Consider the following 13,649-nt stretch of genomic DNA (forward strand, 5'->3'; position numbering starts at 1 on the left):
GCTGAGCCGCGCGTTGCTGCTCCCTTGCAGGAGCGCGCCATGCGCGCGATCGCGGGCATGGCCCGCTCCTACAGGGGACAGTCCTGAGCTGCAGAACAGCCAGAAGCTCGCCGGCTGACTCTGTGGGGCTGCCTGACGCCGGACGGCTCCCTCTCCCTTCAGGGAGAGGGCGGGGGAGAGGGCAAGCCCTTGCGCCGGAACCTGACCTGTAGGAGCGAGCTTGCTCGCGAACAGATCAGCCGGCAGCGCGGGCGCTGGGCCGTTCGCGAGCAAGCTCGCTCCTACGAAGGGCCCCCCTGGCTCAGAGCATGTACTTGCCCAGCAGTAACCCGCCCACCACCATCGCGGTGAGCAGGCCGAAGGCCAGGCCCAGGCGCTTCTCGATGGCCTCGCGCAGCGCCGGGCCCGCCCAGAACAGCAGGGCGCAGGTGGCGGCGAAGCGCAGGGTGCGCGCCACCACGCTCAGCGCGATGAACAGCACCAGGTCGAGCTGCGTCACGCCGCTGGTGAGGGTGATCAGCTTGTACGGCAACGGGGTGAACCCGCCCCCCAGCAGCACCATCAGCCAGCCCAGTTCGTTGTAGCGCTCGGCGACCTCCGCGAAGTTCTCCTGCAGGCCGTAGAAGGCCAGGATCGCCTGCCCCACCGTCTCGAACAGCAGCAGGCCGATGAAGTAGCCGGCGATGCCGCCCAGCACCGAGCTGACGATGCAGATCGCCGCATAGCGCCAGGCCTTGGCGCGGTTGGCCAGCACCATGGGCACCAGCAGCGCGTCCGGCGGGATGGGAAAGAACGAACTCTCGGCGAAGGTCACCCCGCCCAGCGCCAGCTCCGCCCGCGGATGCCCCGCCAGGCGCATGGTCCAGTCGTACAGCCGGCGCAGCATGGCGTCAGGCCGACTGCGGCAGGTGGTCGTCGCTGGCCGCCGGCGCGGCGTCCTGGCGCTCCACGCGCAGGGCCATGCCGCGGGCGATTTCCCGTTCGCCCATGATCACCAGGTTGGCGCCGTTCTGCTCCAGGTAGTCCACCTCGGCATCGAAGTGGGCGCGGGCGATGATGTCCAGGTTCGGGTTGATCGCCCGTGCGTGGCTGGCGATGGTCCCCGCCTCGAAGCCGTTGGGGATGGCGATCAGCAGCCAGCGCGCCGAGGTGATGTTGGCCTGGGCCAGCACCTCGGGATTGGCGGCGTTGCCCACCACGACGCAGAGGCCGTGCTCGCGCAGTTCGGTGGCTTTTTCGCGCTTGTCCTCGATCACCACCAGCGGGACCTTGTCCTGGCGCAGGCGCTCGCTGACCAGCGCGCCGACGCGGCCGTGGCCGATGAGGATCGCGTGGTTCTCTTCCAGTACCGGCGGCGGCAGGTCCTGGGCTTCCACCTGGACCACGCCGGGCTCGCCCTCGGCCTTCTGCTCCTGGCGTGCCTGCAGGCGGTCGATGGCGATGAACAGCAGCGGGTTGACCAGGATCGACAGGATCGCCCCTGCCAGCACCAGGTCGCGGCCGGCTTCGGGCAGCAGGTTCAGGGTCACGCCCAGGCCGACCAGGATGAAGGAGAACTCGCCGATCTGCGCCAGGCTGGCGGCAATGGTCAGCGCGGTGCTGTTGGGATGGCCGAACATGCGCACGATGATGTACGCCGCCACCGACTTGCCGAAGACGATCACCAGGAAGGTCGCCAGCACCGGCAGCGGCTCGTGGATCAGGATGGCCGGGTTGAACAACATGCCGACCGAGACGAAGAACAGCACGGCGAAGGCGTCGCGCAGCGGCAGCGAGTTCTCGGCGGCTTCGTGGCTGAGTTCGGACTCGTTGAGGATCATCCCGGCGAAGAATGCGCCCAGGGCGAAGGACACGCCGAAGACCACCGCCGAGCCGTAGGCGATGCCCAGGGCGATGGCCAGCACGGCCAGGGTGAACAGCTCACGCGAGCCGGTCTTGGCCACGCGCTCCAGGGCCCAGGGCACGATGCGCCGGCCGCCGAGGATCATCACCGCGACGAAGGCGGCGACCTTGCCCAGGGTCAGCAGGATCGGCATCAGCAGGCCGCCCTCGTTGCCGTCGGAGGTGCCGCCCAGGGAGCCGGCCAGCGCCGGCAGCAGCACCAGGGTCAGGACCATGGCCAGGTCCTCGACGATCAGCCAGCCGATGGCGATGCGCCCGCGCTTGGTGTCGATCAGCTGGCGCTGCTCCAGCGCGCGCAGCAGTACCACGGTGCTGGCCACCGACAGCGCGAGGCCGAACACCAGGCCGCCGCCGAAGTTCCAGCCCATCATCCAGGCCAGGCCCAGGCCGAGCAGGGTGGCGACGCCGATCTGCACCACCGCGCCGGGGATGGCGATGGCTTTCACCGAGAGCAGGTCTTTGAGCGAGAAATGCAGGCCGACGCCGAACATCAGCAGGATCACGCCCAGTTCGGCGATCTCCGTGGACAGCGCCTGGTCGGCGACGTAACCGGGGGTGAAGGGGCCGGCCAGCACGCCGGCGAGCAGGTAGCCCACCAGTGGCGAGATACGCAGGCGGTTGGCCAGGGCGCCGAGGACGAAGGCCAGCACGAAGCCGACGGCGAGGGTGGTCAGTAGCGGGGTGTGATGCATGGTCTGGGCTCCGGGCACTCAGGGAGCGACCGGACTGCGCATCAGCACCGGGTCGCTCGACGGTGGGTCACGGGGGCAAACCCGCGTATGAAAAGTCTAGGCGTAGTAATGAATTCCTACCTTGCTTTCACGCAAGGGTAACCTGTTGACGCATTAGGAAATTTCCGCGACACGCGGGATTTCTTTTCAGGAAATGTCGTGAACGTCCGTCATTCGTGGCGAAGCTCGGCGTAGCGCTGTTCCAGCTCCTGGCGAATTTGCCGACGCTGCTGGGCCTGGGCGAAACGACGCTTCTCGTCCTTGGTCTGCGGCACCAGCTGCGGCACTTCGATCGGCTTGCGCTCGTCATCCAGCGCCACCATGGTGAAGAAGCAGCTGTTGGTGTGGCGCACGGATTTTTCCCGGATGTTCTCGGTGACCACCTTCACGCCGATCTCCATGGAGGTGCGGCCGGTGTAGTTCACCGAGGCGAGGAAGGTGACCAGCTCGCCGACATGGATCGGTTGGCGGAAGATCACCTGGTCCACCGACAGGGTCACCACGTAGTAGCCGGCGTAACGGCTGGCGCAGGCGTAGGCGACTTCGTCGAGGTACTTGAGCAGGGTGCCACCGTGGACATTGCCGGAGAAGTTGGCCATGTCGGGGGTCATCAGGACGGTCATGCTGAGCTGGTGGTTGCCAGGTTCCATGGAATTCTCTTCGGAATCATCTTGGGAAAAGGAAAGGGCCTTACTCTGGACAACCGGAGCGGGGCTGGCGACACAGTTTTTTCTATACCGCCGATTGGCGGCCGGCACCAGTGGGCCCTCCGCCAGCGGTCTATCCGCCGTGCGATCAACGCCCCGCAACGCAAACGGGCGACCCTGGGTCGCCCGTTTGCGTGGTTGGCCGGCTCAGCGCCCGGCGGAGAGGCCGAAGTCGATGGCCAGGTCCGCGCCGGTGATGGCTTCGGATTCCGGCTTGCACAGGTACCAGACCAGCTCGGCGACTTCCTCGGGGCGAATGAAGCGCGCCACCTTGCCCTGTGGATAATCTCTCAGCAGCGCCAGCTTGTAGGCCGCGGGGTTGCCCTGGCCGTAGCGCTCGGCCTGGTAGTCGAGCATCGGTGTGGCGATGTCCGCCGGGGAGATGGCGTTGACCCGCACGCCGGATTCGGCCAGCTCCAGCGCCAGGGTGCGGGTGAGCATGGTCAGCGCCGCCTTGCTCGCGCAGTAGGCCGCGGAGCCGCGATAGGCCTGGCGGCCGGAATCGCTGGAGATGTTGACGATGCAGCCGTGGTTTTCCTTCAGGTAGGGCGTCGCCGCCTGGCACATGTAGAAGGCGGCCTTGAGGTTCACGCCCATGACCAGGTCGAAGTCGTCTTCGTTGAAGTCTTCCACCGGGCCTTCGCGCCAGACGCCGGCGGCGTTCACCAGGGCGTCGAGGCGGCCGGTGCGGGCGAGGATGTCGGAGATCAGGCTGTGGCAGTTGTCGGCGCGTCGCAGGTCGCCAACGGCGGTGGCATCCAGCGGCACCTGGGCGTTGAGCGCATGCAGGCCGGCTTTGTCCACGTCGGTTGCGGCGATGCGCCAGTGGCTTTGGGCGAAACGTTTGGCGATGGCTTTTCCGAGGCCACCGGCGGCGCCGGTGATCAGTACGACGGGAGTGCTCATTGTCTACGGGTTCTCCCTGCCTGAGAGAGCACGGCGGCCGGCAGGCAGTACCGGCGGCGCCGCGTTGATCACGAAGCGCGTCTGCGCCCCGTGCAATTACAGACCAAGAAAAGACCAGATTCTTCAGTCTGACAGGGTAAATTTTTCGTAAGGCTGTCGTGTGTCAGTGGGTGAGCCAATCGGAGGCCCCGCAGGTTGTTGTTCCGGTAGGAGCGAGCTTGCTCGCGAACAAATCCCAGCGCGGAAGCGTTCGCGAGCAAGCTCGCTCCTACAAAAGCCGTTCGTTTTCGCCGATTCGGCCTGCGATTACGCGTGATGCAGGTACCAGCGCCAGTCCTGCTCGCCCACTTCGCCCATGAACTGGCGGTACTCCTCCCGCTTGATCGCCAGGAACACCTTGAGGAAGTCCTCGCCCAGCGCCTCGCGCGCCCAGCTGGAAGCCTCCAGCACGCGCAGCGCGGTGAGCCAGTCGGTGGGGAGGAACTCGGTGGCCTGCTCGTAGCCGTTGCCGACGATGGGCGCGCCGGGGTCGATCTGATCGCGGATGCCCTCGTGGATCGCCGCGAGGATTGCCGCTGCCGCCAGGTACGGGTTGGCGTCGGCGCCGCAGATGCGGTGCTCGATGTGCCGGCTTTTCGCCGGGCCGCCGGGTACGCGGAACGACACGGTGCGGTTGTTTACGCCCCAGCTCTTGGCCAGCGGGGCATAGCTGTTGGCCTGGAAGCGGCGGAAGGAGTTGGCGTTGGGGCAGAAGATCGCCAGGGAATCGAGCAACCGCGCCATCATGCCGCCGATGGAGTGGCGCAGCAGCGGGGTGCCGTGGATGTCTTCGCTGGCGTAGAGGTTGTTGCCCTGCGCGTTGGCCAGGCTGACGTGCAGGTGCATGCCGGAGCCGGCGCGGTCGCCGAACGGCTTGGCCATGAAGCAGGCCTGCAGCCCGTGCTTGTTCGCCACGCCCTTCACCAGGCGCTTGTAGCGCACGCCTTCGTCGATGGCCTGCATCACGTCGAAGCGGTGCTCCAGGGTCAGCTCGACCTGGCCCGGCGCGTACTCGGAAATCGCCGTGCGCACCGGCAGGCCCTGGACTTCGCAAGCGGCGTAGAGGTCGTCGAGGAACGGCTGCAATTGCTCCAGCTCGTAGACGCCATAGACCTGCGGCGCCTCCGGGCGGACGCCGTTCATCTGCACTGCCGGCTGCGGACGGCCGTTGGCGTCGCGTTGCTTGTCCAGCAGGTAGAACTCCAGCTCCACCGCCATCACCGGGTGGAAGCCGTCGGCCTTGAGCCGGTCGACCACGCGCGACAGCGCCTGGCGCGGGTCGGCCGGCGTGGCGGGCAGGCCCTGGGTCGGGTGCATGCTCACCTGCAACTGGCCGGTGGGGCTGGCGCGCCAGGGTTGCAGGGTCAGGCTGCCGGGCAGCGGGTAGGTCCAGCAGTCGGCGTCGGCCACTTCCCAGACCAGCCCGGTGCCTTCGACGTCTTCGCCCTGCACGGTCAGCGCGAGGATCGAGCTGGGCAGCGGGCGGCCATTGTCGTAGATCGCCAGCAGCTCGTCGCGGTGCAGCAGCTTGCCGCGCGGGATGCCGTTGGAGTCGATGATGAACAGTTCGATGCTGCGCACCTCCGGGTGCGCGGCGAGGAAGGCTTCGGCTTCCTTTCGATCGGCGAATTGCATGGTGGTCCTCGGTGGCGCGGTGCGCCGGAGTATGTGCACTTCGTAGGAGCGAGCTTGCTCGCGAACCAGCTCCGCTGCGGACCCGCAGGAGAACGTTCGCGAGCAAGAACTGGGCGTCCCCCTCGCTCCTACAGGGTCAGGTGTCGATCAGGCCTCACGCGCGCCAGGAATCGCCAGCAACTCGGTGATGCCGGCATCGAGGGTTTCGATCAGGCGGTCGACGTCGGCGGCGGTGGTGTCCGGGCAGCACAGGGTCATGTTGTGGAACGGCGTGATGAGGATGCCGCGGTTGATCAGGTACAGGTGCAGGGCCATCTGCAGCTCGTCGTGGAAGGCCGCTTCGGCCTCGGCGCCGGTGCGCGGCGAGACGGGGCAGAACTGGAACTCGCTGCGCGCGCCCAGCTCGGTCACCGACCACTTCAACTCGTGCTTGGCGATCAGCCGGCGGAAGCCGTCGGCCAGGCGCTTGGCCAGCGGCAGCATGTGGTCGTAGGCCGCCTGCGTCATCACCTGCTCCAGGTTCGCGCGCATGCAGTGCATGGCCAGGGCGTTGGCCGAGAGCGTGGTGCCCATGCCGCTGTGGCCGTGGCCATGGCTGTCTTCCTGGGCGCTCTTGCGCGAGGCGGCCATGCGTTCGGCCATCTCCGCGCTGCAGCCGAAGATGCCGCAGGGTACGCCGCCGGCGATCGGCTTGCCGACCACGAAGAAGTCCGGGTCAAGGTTCCACAGCTTCGTGCAGCCGCCGATGTTGGTGGAGATGGTGTGGGTTTCGTCGATGATCAGCAGCGAACCGTACTTGCGGGTCAGCTCGCGGCACTTCTGCATGAAGCCCGGATCGGGCAGGACCATGCCGATGTTGGTCATCGCCGGCTCGCACAGCAGGGCGCAGACGTCGCCCTGGGCCAGCGCGGCTTCCAGCGCGGCCACGTCGTTGAAGGGGATGGAGCGGCTGTGCTGGGTCAGGTCGTAGGCCTGGCCGACCAGGCCGGAACGGTGCACGGTTTCGCCGTCGCGGTAGCGGACCATCACATCGTCCACGGTGCCGTGGTAGCAGCCGTCGAATACCAGCAGCGTCTTGCGCCGGGTCACCGCGCGGGCCCAGCGCAGTACGTAGCGGTTGGAATCGGTGGCGGTGGCGGTCACCTGCCAGTACGGCAGGCCGAAGCGCGCGGCGAGCAGTTCGCCGCAGACCACGGCGTCTTCGCCCGGCAGCATGGTGGTCAGACCGCGCGCGCCCTGCTCGGCGAGGGCGCGGGCGATCGGCGCGGGGGAGTGGCCGAACATGCTGCCGGTGTCGCCCAGGCAGAAGTCCACGTAGTCATGGCCGTCGACGTCGTAGAAGCGGGCGCCCTGGGCGCGTTCGACGAACAGCGGGCAGGGCGTGGACCAGTCGGCCATCCAGTGCATCGGCACGCCGGCGTACAGCGACTGGTGCGCACGCTTGGCGAGGGCGACGGATTTGGGGTTCTGTTCCAGGAAGCGCTGGCGCTCGCGGGCGGTGAAGAGATCCACGGCCTGTTGGGCGATTCCGCTGGCGGTCATGTTGCACACCTCGTGTGTTTTTTCGCACATCTTCCATTTGTGATCACAAAAAAGTCAATACAGGCTGTTAGCTGCCTGATAATCTGACTCACAGTGAATTCTGTGATCACAGAGCGTGAGCGAATCCATGAATGACATCACGAGCACTACTGCCTGGGCCGGCCAGGTCGCCCTGGTCAGCGGCGCCGGCAGCGAGTCCGGCATCGGTTTCGCCAGTGCTCGCCGCCTCGCCCGGCACGGCGCCAAGCTGCTGTTGACGGCCAGCAGCGAGCGCGTCCTGCAGCGGGCGCAGGCGCTGTGCGCCGAAGGCTACGAGGCGCGCGCGCTGCCGGCCGACCTCACCTGCGAAGCCGATGTGGCCACGCTGGCCGACTGGGCGCAGGCGCAATGGGGAAGGGTAGACGTGCTGGTGAACAACGCCGGCATGGCCATGCAGGGCAGCCCGGAACCCTTCGCCGAGCTGGCGGCGATGGACCTGGCGACCTGGAACCTGTCGCTGGCGCGCAACCTGACCAGCGCCTTCCTGCTGACCCGCGCGCTGTTGCCGGGCATGTTGGAGCGCGGCTACGGGCGCATCGTCAACGTCAGTTCCACCACCGGCGTGCGCGCCAGCAATCCGGGCGAGTCTGCCTACAGCGCGGCCAAGGCCGGGATGCTCGGCATGAGCATGGGCCTGGCGCTGGAAGTGGCGCGCCGCGGGGTGACGGTCAACAGCGTGGCGCCGGGCTGGATCGCCACCGGTTCCAGCAGCGAGGAAGAAATCCAGGCCGGCCGGCGTACGCCGCTCGGCCGATCCGGGCGTCCGGAGGAGGTGGCCGCGGCCATCGCCTTCCTGGCCTCCCCCGACGCCAGCTACATCACCGGCGAAGTGCTGGTGGTGGACGGCGGCAACTGTCTGATCGAAAACAAGGGATAAGCACGATGCAACACGACTGCAGCCTCACCTTCGCCCAACTGCCGGCGCCGCCGGCCGGCCGGGAGTAATGCGCGATGGCCGACAACCTTCAGGAACAGCTGTACCAGAACCTGCGCCAGGCCCTCTTGAGCGGGCGCTTCCAGCCCGGCGAGCGGCTGAAGATCCGCGACCTGGCCGATGAATGGGGCACCAGCCCGATGCCCGTCCGCGCCGCCCTGCAACGGCTGGTGGCCGAGGGGGCGCTGGAAGGCGAGCCGCAGCGCTCGCTGCGGGTGCCGGTGATGACCCGCGAGCGCTACCTGCAGATTCTGCAGGTGCGGCAATCCCTGGAGGGGCTGGCGGTGGAGGATGCGGCCCGCCACCTCAAGCCCGCCGACCTGGCGCTGCTGCGCGATTGCACCGAACGCATGGAAGCCGCCCTGAAGGCGCGGGACGTCCAGGGCTACCTGGAGGCCAACAGCCAGTTCCACCTGACCCTCTACCGCGCCTGCGGCAACCCCACGCTGCTGCGCATGATCGAGGCGCTCTGGTTGCAGGTCGGGCCGTTCTTCAACCGCCTGTTCACCGAGGCCGACCTCTCGCTGCGCCTGAACGACTTCCACGAAGACACCCTGCAGGCGCTGGAACGTGGCGATGGCGCGGGTGCGCGCAAGGCCATCGAGCAGGACCTGGGCTACTGCGGCCAGTACCTGCTCAATCTGCTGGAGCTGGAAAGCGGCGGGCGGTTGGGCGTGCGCTGACCGCGGAACATCGACCGGCGGATTCGGAAACGTCGCATCCTTGCTTCGGATGCGTCTGATTGGAATGCCGGTAGGGGCGCGCGAGATTCGTCGGCCCGTTTCTGTACCGAGATGCTCCCGTGAAAACCCCTTTCTGGCGGACCATGGCCGTTGCGGCCTGCCTGCTGGTCGGCCTGTACATCCTCAACCCGTTCGGCGTGCCGAGCCAGGACCCGCGCCTGCGGCTGCTGGGCGGTTCGACCTTCTCCATCAAGTCGTCGTCGATGACGCCCGGCCTGCAGCCGGGCGACTACATCCTGGTCAACTCGGCGACCTACGCCTTCGGCGAGCCCGCCGACGGCGAGGTGGTGGTATTCCGCCCGCCGGACGACCCGGCGCAGATCTACATCAAGCGCATAGCCGGCCGCCCCGGTGATCGCGTGCGGATCACCGGCGGAAAGCTGTTCGTGAATGACCGGGAAGTGACCCAGCCCTACCTGGATGCGCGGCAGAACCAGCGCGAGGACTCACGCCAGATTCCGGAGCGCGTCATCCCCGAGGGCCAGTACTTCATGCTCGGCGACAACCGCGACAACTCCCAGGACAGCCGCTACTTCGGCTACGTGCCCAGGGCGAACCTGATCGGCCGCGCCGCGTACGTCTGGTATGCCAGGGACTCGGGGCGCATCGGCCCGTTGCACTAAGGGCCAGGCGCGCCACGGCGGGCGCTCTTCACGGCGTCTTGATGAAGCGGACGTTGTCCTTCTTGATCAGGATCGTTTCGCCGTTGAGCTGCTCGAATTCGTAATAGTCATTGTATTTATCGTAGTCGGAGTGATCCTTCACCAGGATTTCGCTGCCGTCCTGCAGCGTCACCACGGCCTTGTCGGCGCATCCGGCGAGGCCGAGCAGCAACAGGCAGGTGAACAAGGCTTTCAACTTCATAGTTTCTCCACGGGGCATCGTACCCGCCCGGGCAGCAAGGGCTGGAGGTACGCTGGGTTGCCTGTGTGACCATGGAAGTTTCAGGAAATTCCGACACCCCCCCTCAAGTATCGAGCCATACGTCGCGTGCCCAGGTCCACACCGAGTCCCAGGTTTCCTCGGTGAGTTCGCCGTCGGCCCAGAGCACCACCTCGCCGTCCTCGGCGACCGCATAGTAGTCGTCACCATCGGCGCAGAGCGGGATCAGCTCGCGCGGCAGCCCGCTGGCCCAGGCCACGGCAGCCACTTCCGGCAGGTAGGTGTGGGACTGCGGATCGGTCACGGTGACCGGCTCCAGGCGGCCGTAGATCACATCGCTGACCTGCAGGAGAAACTCGCGGAATTCCGACGGAATGCCGATCAGCAGCTCTTCCTCGATCTCCACCAGCAGTTCTTCATCCGGCAGCTCCAGCGGCACGGGTACCGGCTCGTTCACTTCACGCAGCTTTTCGATCACATCTTCCACAGGCGGGGCCTCTCTACGTTCAACGACTGGCGCGCTTTATACAGTAGTAGCCGCCTCACCGCGCAAGACCACCACGCAGGTGCTGTCCGGACGAGCGGCGGGCCCGCGGGGATGCCTCGCTAGAGCGGCGGCGGGCCGCTGAAACGAAAAAGCCCGGCAATCGCCGGGCTTTTTCACGGTCACGCGCAGGCTCAGTTCTGACGGATGCCCGCCACCAGCCAGGGCTGGTTCTCGCCCTGGGCGCGCTCCATGCGCCAGCTTTCGCTGAAGGGCTCGCCCTGATCGAAGCGCGAGGACTTCGACACGCCGCTGAAGGTCAGGGTGGCGATAGTCTTCTCGGCCTGGTCGTCCACGCCTTCGAGCTGCACGTCGAGGTTGTCGATGTAGGTGGACTGGTAGCCGTCGCCCAGGTCGGCGCGCTCCTGCTTGAGGAACTGCAGCATCTGCGGGGTGACGAACTCGGCGATCTTGTCCATCTCGTTGGCATCCCAGTGCTGCTGCAGGGACATGAAGTGCTCGCGGGCGGCGCCGACGAAACGGGTCTCGTCGAACCAGCTCGGCGCGTTGATCACCGGGCGGTTGTCCATCACGGGGCGCGAGGCGCCACCGAAGATCGACGGCGGGGCGGCGGGCATTTCACGCTGCATCGGCGCGTGTCCGCCGGCCATGGCGGGCTGATGGCCCTGCTGCTGGCGACGACGGGAGGCGATGAAGCGGAAGGCGATGAACGCGATCAGCGCGATGATCAGAATGTCGAGGAACTGCATGCCCTGGAAGCCGTCGCCCATGAACATCGAGGCGAGCAGGCCGCCGGCGGCGAGGCCGGCCAGCGGGCCGAGCCAGCGCGAGGCGCCGCTCTTGGCAGCGGCACCGGCGGCGCCTGCGGCAGCACCGGTCGCGGCCGGGCCGGCAGCGCTGGGGGAGTTTGGCGCGGCGCTGGGTTGCGCCTGGCGGGTCTGGTGGCTCGGCGCTGAGCCCATGCTCTTGCCACCACCGAAACGCTTGGCGGCGTTGACATCGAGGCTGAGCGTCACTGCGACACAGAAGGCCATGGCAAGGCTGAGAAAGCGCTTCATGGTTGTCATTCTCTTGGTTGGTATACGACGCACGTCATGTTGCCGACCGGTGCCCGGGAGGGCCAGCCGGATTTTGTTTCGTGCTGTTGCCCTGTCAGGGCGCAACCGGGATATGGGGGCGGATGAATCCCTTTCCAAATCAGTCTGTTACTGATTCTTTCAGAACCGCCTGTCGGAAGTCTCGGATGGTAGGCTTCGCTGAGCGAGGCCGTCAGCCGCGCGATCCCCCTGACCATCCCGCCGCGAGGACCGCCGACCATGCATGCCATCGACTTCATCCAGGACCTCGCGGTGATCATGCTGATCGCCGGCTTCGTCACCATCCTCTGCCACCGCTTCAAGCAGCCGGTGGTGCTGGGCTACATCATCGCCGGGGTGATCATCGGCCCGCACACCCCGCCGTTCGCCCTGGTGCACGACGAGGAAACGATCAAGACCCTCGCCGAGCTGGGGGTGATCTTCCTGATGTTCTGCCTGGGGCTGGAATTCTCCCTGCGCAAGCTGTTCCAGGTCGGCGCCACGGCGTTCATCGCCGCGTTCCTGGAAATCACCCTGATGATCTGGGCCGGCTTCGAGATCGGCCGCCTGTTCGACTGGAGCACCATGGACTCGCTGTTCCTCGGCGCGATCCTGGCGATGTCCTCCACCACCATCATCATCAAGGTCCTGGGCGACCTGAAGATGAAGAACGAGCGCTTCGCCCAGCTGATCTTCGGCGTGCTGATCATCGAGGACATCCTCGGCATCGGCATCATCGCGCTGTTCTCCGGCATCGCCGTGAGCGGCACGGTGGAGGCTGACCAGGTGTTCTCCACGGTCGGCAAGCTCAGCCTGTTCATGGTCGTCGCACTGGTCGTCGGCATCCTGCTGGTGCCGCGCCTGCTGGCCTACGTGGCGAAGTTCGAGAGCAACGAGATGCTGCTGGTGACGGTGCTCGGCCTGTGCTTCGGCTTCTGCCTGCTGGTGGTGAAGCTGGAGTACAGCATGATCCTGGGCGCCTTCCTGATCGGCGCGATCATGGCCGAGTCGCGCCAGCTGATCCAGATCGAGCGCCTGATGGAGCCGGTGCGCGACATGTTCAGCGCGATCTTCTTCGTCGCCATCGGCCTGACCATCGACCCCAAGGTGCTGGTGGACTACGCCGCGCCGATCCTGGTGATCACCCTGGTGGTGGTGGCCGGCAAACTGGTGTCGTGCGGCGCCGGCGCCTTCATCGCCGGCAATGACGGGCGCACCTCGATGCGCGTGGGCATGGGGCTTTCGCAGATCGGCGAGTTCTCCTTCATCATCGCCGCGCTGGGCATGAGCCTGGGCGTGACCAGCGACTTCCTCTACCCGGTGGTGGTCGGCGTCTCGGCCATCACCACCTTGCTGACGCCCTACCTGATCCGCTCGGCCGACCCGCTGGCGCTGTACCTGGGCCGCAGCCTGCCGTCGCCCATGGTGCGGGTGTTCAGCCTGTACGGCGAGTGGCTCCGCAGCATCAAGCCGCGCGGCGACAAGGCGGTCCTCGCCGGGATGATCCGCCGCATCCTGTTGCAGGTCGGGGTCAACCTGACGCTGGTGATCGCGATCTTCTTCGGCCTGGCGTTCTTCGCCGGGCAGGTCGGCCAGTGGCTGGCGCAGTTCGTCGAACAGGAAGCCCTGCACAAGGCCCTGATCTGGGGCGCCGCGCTGCTGCTGTCGCTGCCGTTCCTGATCGCCGCCTACCGCAAGCTCAAGGCGCTGGCGATGCTGCTGGCGGAAATGGGCGTCAAGGCAGAAAGCGCCGGGCGCCACACGGCCCGCGTGCGCCGGGTAATTTCCGAGCTGATCCCGCTGCTGTCGCTGGGCGGCATGATGCTGCTGCTGGCGGCGCTGAGTTCGAGCATCCTGCCGCCGGGCGAGCTGCTGGTGGTGGTGGCCCTGATCGCCGCCCTGGTGATCGCGGTGTTCTGGCGCTGGTTCATCCGCGTGCACTCGCGGATGCAGGTGGCGCTCATCGAGACCTTCGAGCAGAACGGCGGGCATCACTGAGCCCGCCGGT

Annotated in this window: 13 protein-coding genes; 4 read left to right on the top strand and 9 right to left on the bottom strand. The window is 66.9% G+C overall.

Annotation, left to right across the window (positions count from 1 at the left end):
- Window positions 1-301: 301 nt before the first annotated feature.
- The 6 genes from ACNFIA_RS03740 to ACNFIA_RS03765 form a co-directional block, all read right to left on the bottom strand.
- Window positions 302-886 carry a YqaA family protein gene (locus tag ACNFIA_RS03740; RefSeq protein ID WP_024766834.1) on the bottom strand — a complete coding sequence of 195 codons (585 nt, stop codon included), beginning with the start codon at window positions 884-886 and terminating at the stop codon, window positions 302-304.
- A 4-nt stretch (window positions 887-890) separates the two neighbouring features.
- Entirely contained in the window at window positions 891-2,594 is a 1,704-nt protein-coding gene (gene ybaL / locus ACNFIA_RS03745; protein WP_259758203.1) for a YbaL family putative K(+) efflux transporter, read from the bottom strand.
- 209 nt (window positions 2,595-2,803) lie between these two features.
- On the bottom strand, window positions 2,804-3,283 hold the full coding sequence (locus ACNFIA_RS03750; RefSeq protein WP_017521492.1) for an acyl-CoA thioesterase: 480 nt from the start codon (window positions 3,281-3,283) through the stop codon (window positions 2,804-2,806).
- 204 nt (window positions 3,284-3,487) lie between these two features.
- Window positions 3,488-4,246: an SDR family NAD(P)-dependent oxidoreductase gene (locus ACNFIA_RS03755; RefSeq protein ID WP_259758201.1), complete on the bottom strand. Its 759-nt coding sequence runs from the start codon at window positions 4,244-4,246 to the stop codon at window positions 3,488-3,490.
- Window positions 4,247-4,552: 306 nt separating this feature from the next.
- Window positions 4,553-5,920 carry a glutamine synthetase family protein gene (locus ACNFIA_RS03760; protein ID WP_416782933.1) on the bottom strand — a complete coding sequence of 456 codons (1,368 nt, stop codon included), beginning with the start codon at window positions 5,918-5,920 and terminating at the stop codon, window positions 4,553-4,555.
- A gap of 147 nt (window positions 5,921-6,067) precedes the next feature.
- Window positions 6,068-7,462, bottom strand: a complete 1,395-nt coding sequence (locus ACNFIA_RS03765) for an aspartate aminotransferase family protein (RefSeq protein WP_416782935.1) — start codon at window positions 7,460-7,462, stop codon at window positions 6,068-6,070.
- A gap of 127 nt (window positions 7,463-7,589) precedes the next feature.
- Between ACNFIA_RS03765 and ACNFIA_RS03770 the strand changes: the two genes are divergently transcribed.
- From ACNFIA_RS03770 to lepB, 3 genes are all read left to right on the top strand, one after another.
- A complete protein-coding gene (locus ACNFIA_RS03770) occupies window positions 7,590-8,378 on the top strand; it encodes an SDR family NAD(P)-dependent oxidoreductase (RefSeq protein ID WP_259758198.1) in 789 nt (262 codons plus the stop codon).
- Between the two features lie 74 nt (window positions 8,379-8,452).
- On the top strand, window positions 8,453-9,118 hold the full coding sequence (locus ACNFIA_RS03775) for a GntR family transcriptional regulator (protein WP_416782937.1): 666 nt from the start codon (window positions 8,453-8,455) through the stop codon (window positions 9,116-9,118).
- Window positions 9,119-9,237: 119 nt separating this feature from the next.
- Window positions 9,238-9,801: a signal peptidase I gene (gene lepB / locus ACNFIA_RS03780; protein WP_416782938.1), complete on the top strand. Its 564-nt coding sequence runs from the start codon at window positions 9,238-9,240 to the stop codon at window positions 9,799-9,801.
- Between the two features lie 28 nt (window positions 9,802-9,829).
- On the opposite strand, the gene ACNFIA_RS03785 is transcribed toward lepB, so the two are convergent.
- The 3 genes from ACNFIA_RS03785 to ACNFIA_RS03795 form a co-directional block, all read right to left on the bottom strand.
- Window positions 9,830-10,042, bottom strand: a complete 213-nt coding sequence (locus ACNFIA_RS03785; protein WP_017521498.1) for a YgdI/YgdR family lipoprotein — start codon at window positions 10,040-10,042, stop codon at window positions 9,830-9,832.
- Window positions 10,043-10,145: 103 nt separating this feature from the next.
- On the bottom strand, window positions 10,146-10,547 hold the full coding sequence (locus ACNFIA_RS03790) for an SMI1/KNR4 family protein (protein ID WP_184595010.1): 402 nt from the start codon (window positions 10,545-10,547) through the stop codon (window positions 10,146-10,148).
- A gap of 191 nt (window positions 10,548-10,738) precedes the next feature.
- Window positions 10,739-11,623 (bottom strand): Tim44 domain-containing protein, encoded by an 885-nt coding sequence (locus ACNFIA_RS03795; RefSeq protein ID WP_416782940.1) that lies wholly within the window; start codon window positions 11,621-11,623, stop codon window positions 10,739-10,741.
- Between the two features lie 258 nt (window positions 11,624-11,881).
- Here ACNFIA_RS03795 and ACNFIA_RS03800 point away from each other — a divergent pair, with 258 nt between their 5' ends.
- The gene (locus ACNFIA_RS03800; protein WP_416782941.1) at window positions 11,882-13,639 is read left to right on the top strand and encodes a cation:proton antiporter; all 1,758 of its coding nucleotides are present in this window, start codon (window positions 11,882-11,884) and stop codon (window positions 13,637-13,639) included.
- Window positions 13,640-13,649 lie beyond the last annotated feature (10 nt).

Origin of the sequence: Pseudomonas sp. NY15437 (assembly GCF_048068435.1) — a bacterium.
GTDB lineage: Bacteria > Pseudomonadota > Gammaproteobacteria > Pseudomonadales > Pseudomonadaceae > Pseudomonas > Pseudomonas nitroreducens_B.

What these genes read in the sequence shown, in the direction of transcription:
- ACNFIA_RS03740 (WP_024766834.1), bottom strand. Translation starts at nt 886, where the DNA reads ATGCTGCGCCGGCTGTACGACTGGACCATGCGCCTGGCGGGGCATCCG.
- ybaL (WP_259758203.1), bottom strand. Translation starts at nt 2,594, where the DNA reads ATGCATCACACCCCGCTACTGACCACCCTCGCCGTCGGCTTCGTGCTG.
- ACNFIA_RS03750 (WP_017521492.1), bottom strand. Translation starts at nt 3,283, where the DNA reads ATGGAACCTGGCAACCACCAGCTCAGCATGACCGTCCTGATGACCCCC.
- ACNFIA_RS03755 (WP_259758201.1), bottom strand. Translation starts at nt 4,246, where the DNA reads ATGAGCACTCCCGTCGTACTGATCACCGGCGCCGCCGGTGGCCTCGGA.
- ACNFIA_RS03760 (WP_416782933.1), bottom strand. Translation starts at nt 5,920, where the DNA reads ATGCAATTCGCCGATCGAAAGGAAGCCGAAGCCTTCCTCGCCGCGCAC.
- ACNFIA_RS03765 (WP_416782935.1), bottom strand. Translation starts at nt 7,462, where the DNA reads ATGACCGCCAGCGGAATCGCCCAACAGGCCGTGGATCTCTTCACCGCC.
- ACNFIA_RS03770 (WP_259758198.1), top strand. Translation starts at nt 7,590, where the DNA reads ATGAATGACATCACGAGCACTACTGCCTGGGCCGGCCAGGTCGCCCTG.
- ACNFIA_RS03775 (WP_416782937.1), top strand. Translation starts at nt 8,453, where the DNA reads ATGGCCGACAACCTTCAGGAACAGCTGTACCAGAACCTGCGCCAGGCC.
- ACNFIA_RS03785 (WP_017521498.1), bottom strand. Translation starts at nt 10,042, where the DNA reads ATGAAGTTGAAAGCCTTGTTCACCTGCCTGTTGCTGCTCGGCCTCGCC.
- ACNFIA_RS03795 (WP_416782940.1), bottom strand. Translation starts at nt 11,623, where the DNA reads ATGAAGCGCTTTCTCAGCCTTGCCATGGCCTTCTGTGTCGCAGTGACG.
- ACNFIA_RS03800 (WP_416782941.1), top strand. Translation starts at nt 11,882, where the DNA reads ATGCATGCCATCGACTTCATCCAGGACCTCGCGGTGATCATGCTGATC.